Below are 7,554 nucleotides of genomic sequence, written 5' to 3'. Positions count from 1 at the left end.
ATCAGGCGCGAGCGAACTTTGCGATGACGATGATGGCCGCTTGCTACAACCTGAAGCGGCTGGTTTACTTCCAGAAGGCCGGGATCGTGGCCTTCTGATGCCCGAAATGGGCCGAATCGCCGGTTTCCCGGGCGATTCGCAGAGAAAACGGGGCGACACCGCCTAGAAAAATGGGGGTTCGCTGAAGAAAATGAACCGAGTTCGGTTGCGGTCGTCATTTCGCGGCGGAATCCATGCAAAACCTCGGGTTATTCGAGGTGCCCTTAATAGGAATATAGAATCACTCTTTAAAAGATTCAAATAAAAAGAATCTTTAAGCGCGGAATGGGTACGATCAAGTCGACCACGTCCAATCAGTACGACCTGAGCCAGTCGGACTTGTACCAGCTCTTCGCCTATCGCATGAAGTATCTCGACGGAAAGGGAGGGATGGCACTGATCTATCCCCGCCATGCCCGCTTCGATGCTCCGCTACCGCCTTTCGACTATTCGCCCACCTTGCGCTTGTGAGCGCTGCCCTTCAATCTCGAGGTGCAATGTCTTGTCGATAGCGTGCAGGCCGCGTTACTTCGGAATGCGAATGGCATTATTGCTTGCGAGCAAGTCATGACGTACGTTTGACTCGCGTCGCGTGGAGTTGCCCGTTTTCTTGGGGGGAGCCGTTCCACTGGGTTCGCTTCGATGTAATGCCTAGAATATACCTACAAGAGTGGCCTTGCTCCTTGTGGCGCATACGGTTATGGAAGTCGAAGGGGACGAGGTCATTCGAATCATCTCGGCGCGCAAGGCTGACCAAAACGAACGGAGAATCTATGAGCAAGGCTAAGACTGGCTTGAGCGCCAAGCAGCACGAAGATCTTAAGGCGTTGGAGGCCATGGCTGAGGAAGAAATCGATCACTCCGATATTCGGGCTACAACGGCTGAGGACTGGGAGGGTGCGACGGTCGGGCGGTTTTATCGGCCGATCAAACAGCAACTGACCGTGCGAATCGATGCCGACGTCGTGGCGTGGTTGAAGTCGCAGGGCAAGGGGTATCAGACACGGATCAATGCATTGCTGCGGCGTGCGATGCTGGACGACAAGAAGCATTGAACGTGGACAAACGTCCGAGTATTCCCAGCCGGGTTCTTAATACGTGCATAAAAAATCGAGTTTTCTATACATATCAGGCGTAAGCTGTAAAGAAAATTTGAATATCCATACGTGTCCACCGCCTCAGGCGCCTTGTCATGACGAGTGCCGCGCTCGATACCCTCGATGCCAGCCGTTTCGATACGCCCGCGATTCTCAAGCGGCTGGCGAGCGCCAGTCGTCAGCTGGCCGAGTTGAAGGGGATCGCTGCCGCGATTCCGAACCAGGCGATTCTGATCAATGCCTTGGGCTTGCAGGAAGCGAAGGACAGCTCCGAGATCGAGAACATCGTCACCACCCATGACGAACTCTTCAAGGACGATGTATCGCCGGACACCTTCACCAATGCGGCGGCCAAAGAGGTGTTGCGCTATCGGCAGGCACTGCAGCTGGGCTTCGAACGGGTGCGCGGCACCGGCATGATCACGCTGGGCCACATTCTGGAGATCCAGGCGGAGCTGGAGCGCAACAGCGGGGGTTTCCGCAGGCTCCCGGGCACGGCGCTGCGCAATGGGCGGGGCGATACCGTTTATACGCCGCCGCAGGACCCGGACGAGATCGTGGCGCTGATGGGTGCGCTGGAGCGTTTCATCAATGACAGCGAAAGTTTTGGTGCCGATCCGCTGGTGAAGATGGCCTTGATCCACCACCAGTTCGAGAGGATTCACCCCTTTTACGACGGCAATGGTCGTACCGGGCGGATTCTCAATGTGCTGTACCTGGTGCGTGAAGGCTTGCTCGATGTGCCGGTCTTGTATCTGTCGCGCTACATCGTTCAAACCAAGGCCGACTATTACCGTTTGCTGCAAGCTGTGCGCGAAACCGATGCCTGGGAGGCTTGGGTCGAGTACATGCTTGAAGCCGTAGAGGAGACTGCCGGCCAGACGATCACTACGGTCCGCGTGATCAAGGACGCATTGTTCGACTACAAGCACCGGATTCGCGGGCAATTCAAGTTCTACTGCCAGGACTTGATCAATAACCTGTTCATGCACCCCTACACCAAGATCGAGTTCGTCGAGCGCGATCTGCGGGTGTCGCGATTGACCGCGGCAAAGTATCTGGATGCGCTGGCTGCAAGTGGTTTCGTGGAGAAGCGCAAGGTCGGGCGCAACAATTACTACATCAATCTCGCGCTGAACCGCATCCTGACGGGAGGGACGCCTTGACCGAAGACGACCTCGAACGCAAAGCGCTTGGCTGGCTGGAGGACGTCGGTTATTGACATCACGACCAGGCAGCCTCGAGTCGAGTGCGCGGCAGCTTCCCCCTCCAGCCGTATTACCATTCGCACTCCGCGGTTCCGTCGCGATTCAAACCTGAAGGAGTGATTCCATGAAGCTGGGTACCCCCCTTTCGTCCAGCGCGGTGCGCGTGATGCTGCTCGGTGCCGGTGAGCTCGGCAAGGAAGTGATCATTGCGTTGCAGCGCCTCGGCGTCGAAGTCATCGCGGTGGATCGCTACGCCAACGCGCCGGGCCATCAGGTGGCGCATCGCGCCCATGTCATTGCGATGACCGACGGGGCCGCGTTGCGCGCATTGGTCGAGGCCGAGCGACCGCATCTGATCGTGCCCGAGATCGAGGCGATCGCCACCGACATGCTGGCCGAGATCGAGGCCGCCGGCCTGGCCGAGGTCATCCCGACCGCTCGCGCAACCCGGCTGACGATGAACCGGGAGGGCATCCGCCGGCTCGCCGCCGAGGAACTCGGCATACCGACCTCGCCCTACCGCTTCGCCAGTTCGCTCGACGAACTGCAGGCGGCCATCGACGGTGGCATCGGCTATCCCTGCATCGTCAAGCCGGTGATGTCGTCGTCCGGGAAGGGGCAGTCGATGCTGCGGGGGCCGGACGATGTGAAGAAGGCCTGGGACTATGCCGCGGCCGGCGGGCGTGTGAATCAGGAGCGCGTCATCGTCGAGGGCTTCGTCGACTTCGAATACGAAATCACGCTGCTGACGGTGCGCGCCTGCGACGCAAGTGGCACGGTGCAGACCTATTTCTGCGAGCCGATCGGCCACCTCCAGGTGTCGGGCGATTATGTCGAATCCTGGCAACCGCAGCCGATGCGCCCCAGGGCGCTGCAGCGCGCGCAGCAGATCGCCGCCGCGGTGACCGGTAACCTCGGCGGACGCGGCGTGTTCGGCGTCGAGCTGTTCGTGCGCGGCGATGACGTGTGGTTCTCCGAGGTCAGCCCGCGTCCGCACGACACCGGACTGGTCACGCTGTGCTCGCAGCGCTTGTCCGAGTTCGAGCTTCATGCCCGCGCCATTCTCGGCTTGCCGGTGGATGTCGCGCTGCGAGAACCGGGTGCCTCCGCGGTGGTGTATGGTGGTCTGGACGAGGCCGGCATCGCGTTCGAGGGCGTGGCCGAGGCCTTGTCGGTTCCGCGCAGCGATCTGCGCCTGTTCGGCAAGCCGGAATCCTTTGCCAGGCGCCGCATGGGGGTCGCGGTGGCCAATGGCGCGGACATCGCAGAGGCGCGCGAGCGTGCGCGGCTGGCAGCGGGCAAGGTGAAACCGGTCAAGGCTTGAGGCTCGAGAATTCGACGATTGACTGAGTTCGTCATAGTTCGGATCAATGGAGCCGATTGCTTCAATAGCTGCCTTATTTTGCTAGTGTGAGTGTGTGGGCGGATGGTGCAATCGGCGCGGTTCGTCCGAGCGGACATGACAAGGCGCTTCGATGGCGCTTTGGCGGGTCATCCGCGCTGTTCGCGAAATTCAAGCATCGAAGTCAATAAAGGAGACTGAAATGAGCGCAAACGACACGAATACGGCCGGCAAGTGCCCGGTCATGCAAGGCGGCAATACGACCATGGACAACGCGGTCATGGCGTGGTGGCCGAAAGCGCTGAACCTCGACATCCTGCATCAGCACGACAGCAAGACCAACCCGCTTGGGTCGGACTTCGACTACCGTGAGGAACTCAAGAAGCTCGACGTCGCCGCACTCAAGAAGGATCTGACCGAGCTGATGACCAATAGCCAGGAATGGTGGCCGGCCGACTGGGGCCACTACGGCGGCCTGATGATCCGCCTGTCGTGGCACGCCGCGGGCACCTACCGCATCGCCGACGGCCGTGGCGGCGGTGGCACCGGCAACCAGCGCTTCGCGCCGCTGAACTCGTGGCCGGACAACGGCAATCTGGACAAGGCGCGTCGCCTGCTGTGGCCGATCAAGAAGAAGTACGGCAACAAGGTGAGCTGGGCCGACCTGCTCGTCCTCGCCGGCACCATTGCATATGAGTCGATGGGCCTGAAGACCTACGGCTTCGCCTTCGGTCGCGAGGACATCTGGCATCCGGAAAAGGACACCTACTGGGGTTCCGAGAAGGAATGGCTGGCCCCCAGCGGCAGCGAAGGAACCCGCTATTCCGGCGAGCGCGACCTGGAGAACCCGCTTGCCGCGGTGATGATGGGTCTGATCTACGTGAATCCGGAAGGGGTGGACGGCAAGCCCGATCCGCTCAAGACCGCTCATGACGTGCGCGTGACCTTCGCCCGCATGGCGATGAACGACGAGGAAACCGTGGCCCTCACCGCTGGCGGTCATACCGTGGGCAAGGCGCACGGCAATGGCAGCACGGCCAACCTGGGCCCGGTGCCTGAAGGGGCCGACCTCGAAGAGCAAGGCCTGGGCTGGATGAACCACACCACCCGTGGCGTGGGGCGCGATGCCGTCACCAGCGGTCTCGAAGGCGCTTGGACCACCCATCCCACCCAGTGGGACAACGGTTACTTCGACATGCTGCTCAACCATGAGTGGGAACTCAAGAAGAGCCCGGCCGGTGCATGGCAATGGGAGCCGGTCGACATCAAGGAAGAGGACCTTCCGGTCGATCCCGAGGATGCGTCGATCCGTGGCAAGGTGATCATGACCGATGCCGACATGGCGATGAAGATGGACCCGGAGTACCGCAAGATCTCCGAGCGTTTCCAGAAGGATCCGGCCTACCTGTCGGAGGTCTTCGCGCGCGCCTGGTTCAAGCTGACCCACCGCGACATGGGTCCGAAAGCGCGTTACTTCGGCCCCGATGTGCCGGCCGAGGACCTGATCTGGCAGGATCCGGTGCCCGCGGGCAACAAGGATTACGACGTCGCTGCGGTGAAGGCGAAGATCGTCGCGGCCGGGCTGTCGGTCAGCGAGATGGTCAGCACCGCGTGGGACAGCGCCCGCACCTTCCGCGGTTCGGACAATCGCGGCGGCGCCAACGGGGCGCGTATCCGCCTCGCCCCGCAGAAGGACTGGGACGGCAACGAACCGGCCCGTCTGACCAGGGTGCTCGCGGCCTACGAGAAGATCGCGGCCGACACCGGGGCCAGTGTGGCCGATGTGATCGTGCTGGGGGGGAACGTCGGTCTCGAGCAGGCGATCAAGGCCGCGGGCTTCGATGTGGACGTACCGTTTGCGCCGGGTCGTGGCGACGCGACGCAGGAGATGACCGACGTTGAATCCTTCGAGGTGCTCGAGCCGCTGCATGACGGCTTCCGCAACTGGCAGAAGAAGGATTACGTGGTCCAGCCCGAGGAAATGCTGCTCGACCGCGCCCAGTTGATGGGCCTGACCGCACACGAGATGACCGCACTCATAGGCGGCATGCGCGTGCTCGGCACCAACCACGGTGGCAGCCACCACGGTGTATTCACCAACCGCGTCGGCGCACTGACCAATGACTTCTTCGTCAATCTTACCGACATGGCCTACAGCTGGAAGCCGACCGGCCGCAACAGCTACGACATCGTCGATCGCAAGACCGGCGCGACGAAGTGGACCGCGACCCGGGTCGATCTGGTGTTCGGTTCCAACTCCATCCTGCGCGCCTATGCCGAGGTCTATGCGCAGGACGACAGCCAGGAGAAGTTCGTGAAGGACTTCGTCGCCGCATGGACGAAGGTCATGAACGCCGACCGTTTCGATCTGTCCTGAGCGTGGGCGCAGTCCCCGTGCGGCCATTCGTGGCTGCGCGGGGATACGCGAAGAAAAAGGGCCTGGAGAGTATCCAGGCCCTCGGTGTTGCTGGTGCGATCAGGAGGCGAACCCGCGCAGCAGTATTGCGGGAGACAGGTGCAACTGTCGCGTCAGGTAGTGTGCCCCGAGGCTCAGCACCCCCACCGGCACGCCGGCCTCCGCGAGCCTGCGCATCGCCGCAAGCAGACGCACCGGGCGTGCCGGGCGCGGCTCCATGCACCGCGCCAGGTCGTCGTCCAGCGTGGTCACCGAGAACACCACCTGCACCAGATTGTTGCGCGCCATGTCCGCGAGCAGGTCGAGATCGCGTTCGATCCCGGCCGACTTGGTGACGACCATGAACGGGTGACGCGTCTCGGCGAGGATCTCCAGCAGCTTGCGTGTCAACCCCAGTCGGCGCTCGACCGGCTGCCATGCATCGGTGTTCGCGCCAAAGGTGATCGGCGCGCAAGTGTAGCCGCGTCGCGCCAGTTCACGGCGCCGTGTGGCGGGGGCGTCCGGCTTCCAGCCGATCTTCGTCTCGAAGTCCAGTCCCGGCGACATGTCGAGCCACGCGTGTGACGGGCGCGCTTAGCAGTAGGTGCAGCCGTGCTCGCAACCTCGGTAGGGATTGATAGACCGGTCGAACGCGACGTCGGGCGAGCGATTGAACGTGATCACCGACTTCGCGGCATCGATGAAAAGTTCGGTGTGCACCGCAACCGCGTCGTCGTCCCCGTCGTCCTCGATGACAGCGCTACGTTGCTCGCGCGCAAAACGGCTGTCGGGTCGCAGCGCGGTGCCGCGTCCGCGCGCACCGCCAGGGGACGCGATACCATATGGACGAAGGCTGTTTTTTTGTACAGTCATGTGCGAAGTTTCCGCCGCATCGGAGCCGCGGTCAACGGGCCCCCGATTGGGCCGTGTCGTTAGAGGCGTGTTGTAAGCAATTGCACCCGCCGCACGACTACTGGTCACCAAGTGCGCACTTGATGAGCAACCAACCGAAACGAAAACGAAAGGAGAATCATCATGAAAACAACTGCACACAATACGGTCTCATCTCTCGTACTCGCGCTCGCGCTTGCCTTCTCGGCTGGCTCGACCCTGGCGGCTGGGACCACGTCCTCTTCCGCACACGAATTCGCCGCACGGGCCGATACCCGGGCGAGTTTCCTGGTCGGCAGGTACGATAGCGAACGGGTCGAACCGCGTCACGTTCTCACCGATGAACAGGGCAACGAGATCCTGCCGCGGTACGTTCCGACGGACGGACAGGGCAACGTCCTCCTCGCGAGTCACATCCAGACGGATGAGCAAGGCGTCGTGATCCTGCCGCGTCACGTTCTCACCGATGAACAGGGCAACGAGATCCTGCCGCGGTACGTTCCGACGGGCGGGCAGGGCAACGTCCTCCTCGCGAGTCACATCCAGACCGATGAGCAAGGCGTCGTGATCCTGCCGCGTCAC

8 protein-coding genes are annotated in these 7,554 nt (G+C 61.9%); 6 read left to right on the top strand and 2 right to left on the bottom strand.

Annotation, left to right across the window (positions count from 1 at the left end; translation table 11 throughout):
- The first annotated feature begins 324 nt into the window (after positions 1–324).
- The 5 genes from ACKVEX_RS16300 (at position 325) to katG (ending at position 6,063) form a co-directional block, all read left to right on the top strand.
- Positions 325–510 (top strand): 5-methylcytosine restriction system specificity protein McrC, encoded by a 186-nt coding sequence (locus ACKVEX_RS16300; protein WP_473216799.1) that lies wholly within the window; start codon positions 325–327, stop codon positions 508–510.
- 302 nt (positions 511–812) lie between these two features.
- Positions 813–1,094, top strand: a complete 282-nt coding sequence (locus ACKVEX_RS16295; protein WP_473216798.1) for a BrnA antitoxin family protein — start codon at positions 813–815, stop codon at positions 1,092–1,094.
- A gap of 137 nt (positions 1,095–1,231) precedes the next feature.
- Entirely contained in the window at positions 1,232–2,302 is a 1,071-nt protein-coding gene (locus ACKVEX_RS16290) for a Fic family protein (RefSeq protein WP_473216797.1), read from the top strand.
- Positions 2,303–2,468: 166 nt separating this feature from the next.
- Positions 2,469–3,668: a formate-dependent phosphoribosylglycinamide formyltransferase gene (purT, locus tag ACKVEX_RS16285; RefSeq protein WP_473216796.1), complete on the top strand. Its 1,200-nt coding sequence runs from the start codon at positions 2,469–2,471 to the stop codon at positions 3,666–3,668.
- 220 nt (positions 3,669–3,888) lie between these two features.
- Positions 3,889–6,063 carry a catalase/peroxidase HPI gene (katG, locus tag ACKVEX_RS16280; RefSeq protein WP_473216795.1) on the top strand — a complete coding sequence of 725 codons (2,175 nt, stop codon included), beginning with the start codon at positions 3,889–3,891 and terminating at the stop codon, positions 6,061–6,063.
- A 99-nt stretch (positions 6,064–6,162) separates the two neighbouring features.
- Here katG and ACKVEX_RS16275 read toward each other — a convergent pair whose 3' ends face one another.
- Positions 6,163–6,648: a radical SAM protein gene (locus ACKVEX_RS16275; RefSeq protein ID WP_473216794.1), complete on the bottom strand. Its 486-nt coding sequence runs from the start codon at positions 6,646–6,648 to the stop codon at positions 6,163–6,165.
- Between the two features lie 27 nt (positions 6,649–6,675).
- On the bottom strand, positions 6,676–6,954 hold the full coding sequence (locus ACKVEX_RS16270; RefSeq protein WP_473216793.1) for a hypothetical protein: 279 nt from the start codon (positions 6,952–6,954) through the stop codon (positions 6,676–6,678).
- 162 nt (positions 6,955–7,116) lie between these two features.
- Here ACKVEX_RS16270 and ACKVEX_RS16265 point away from each other — a divergent pair.
- A partial coding sequence (locus ACKVEX_RS16265; RefSeq protein ID WP_473216792.1) for a hypothetical protein occupies positions 7,117–7,554 on the top strand: 438 nt, incomplete at its 3' end.

This window comes from Denitraticella aggregata (assembly GCF_048158365.1).
In the GTDB taxonomy this organism is placed as follows: Bacteria; Pseudomonadota; Gammaproteobacteria; order Burkholderiales; family Rhodocyclaceae; genus Azoarcus_F.
This window is presented reverse-complemented; position numbering and strand designations above follow the sequence as displayed.

Excerpts from the sequence above, each read along its gene's own strand:
- ACKVEX_RS16300 (WP_473216799.1), top strand. The coding sequence starts at position 325 with ATGGGTACGATCAAGTCGACCACGTCCAATCAGTACGACCTGAGCCAG.
- katG (WP_473216795.1), top strand. The coding sequence starts at position 3,889 with ATGAGCGCAAACGACACGAATACGGCCGGCAAGTGCCCGGTCATGCAA.
- ACKVEX_RS16295 (WP_473216798.1), top strand. The coding sequence starts at position 813 with ATGAGCAAGGCTAAGACTGGCTTGAGCGCCAAGCAGCACGAAGATCTT.
- ACKVEX_RS16290 (WP_473216797.1), top strand. The coding sequence starts at position 1,232 with ATGACGAGTGCCGCGCTCGATACCCTCGATGCCAGCCGTTTCGATACG.
- ACKVEX_RS16270 (WP_473216793.1), bottom strand. The coding sequence starts at position 6,954 with ATGACTGTACAAAAAAACAGCCTTCGTCCATATGGTATCGCGTCCCCT.
- purT (WP_473216796.1), top strand. The coding sequence starts at position 2,469 with ATGAAGCTGGGTACCCCCCTTTCGTCCAGCGCGGTGCGCGTGATGCTG.
- ACKVEX_RS16275 (WP_473216794.1), bottom strand. The coding sequence starts at position 6,648 with ATGTCGCCGGGACTGGACTTCGAGACGAAGATCGGCTGGAAGCCGGAC.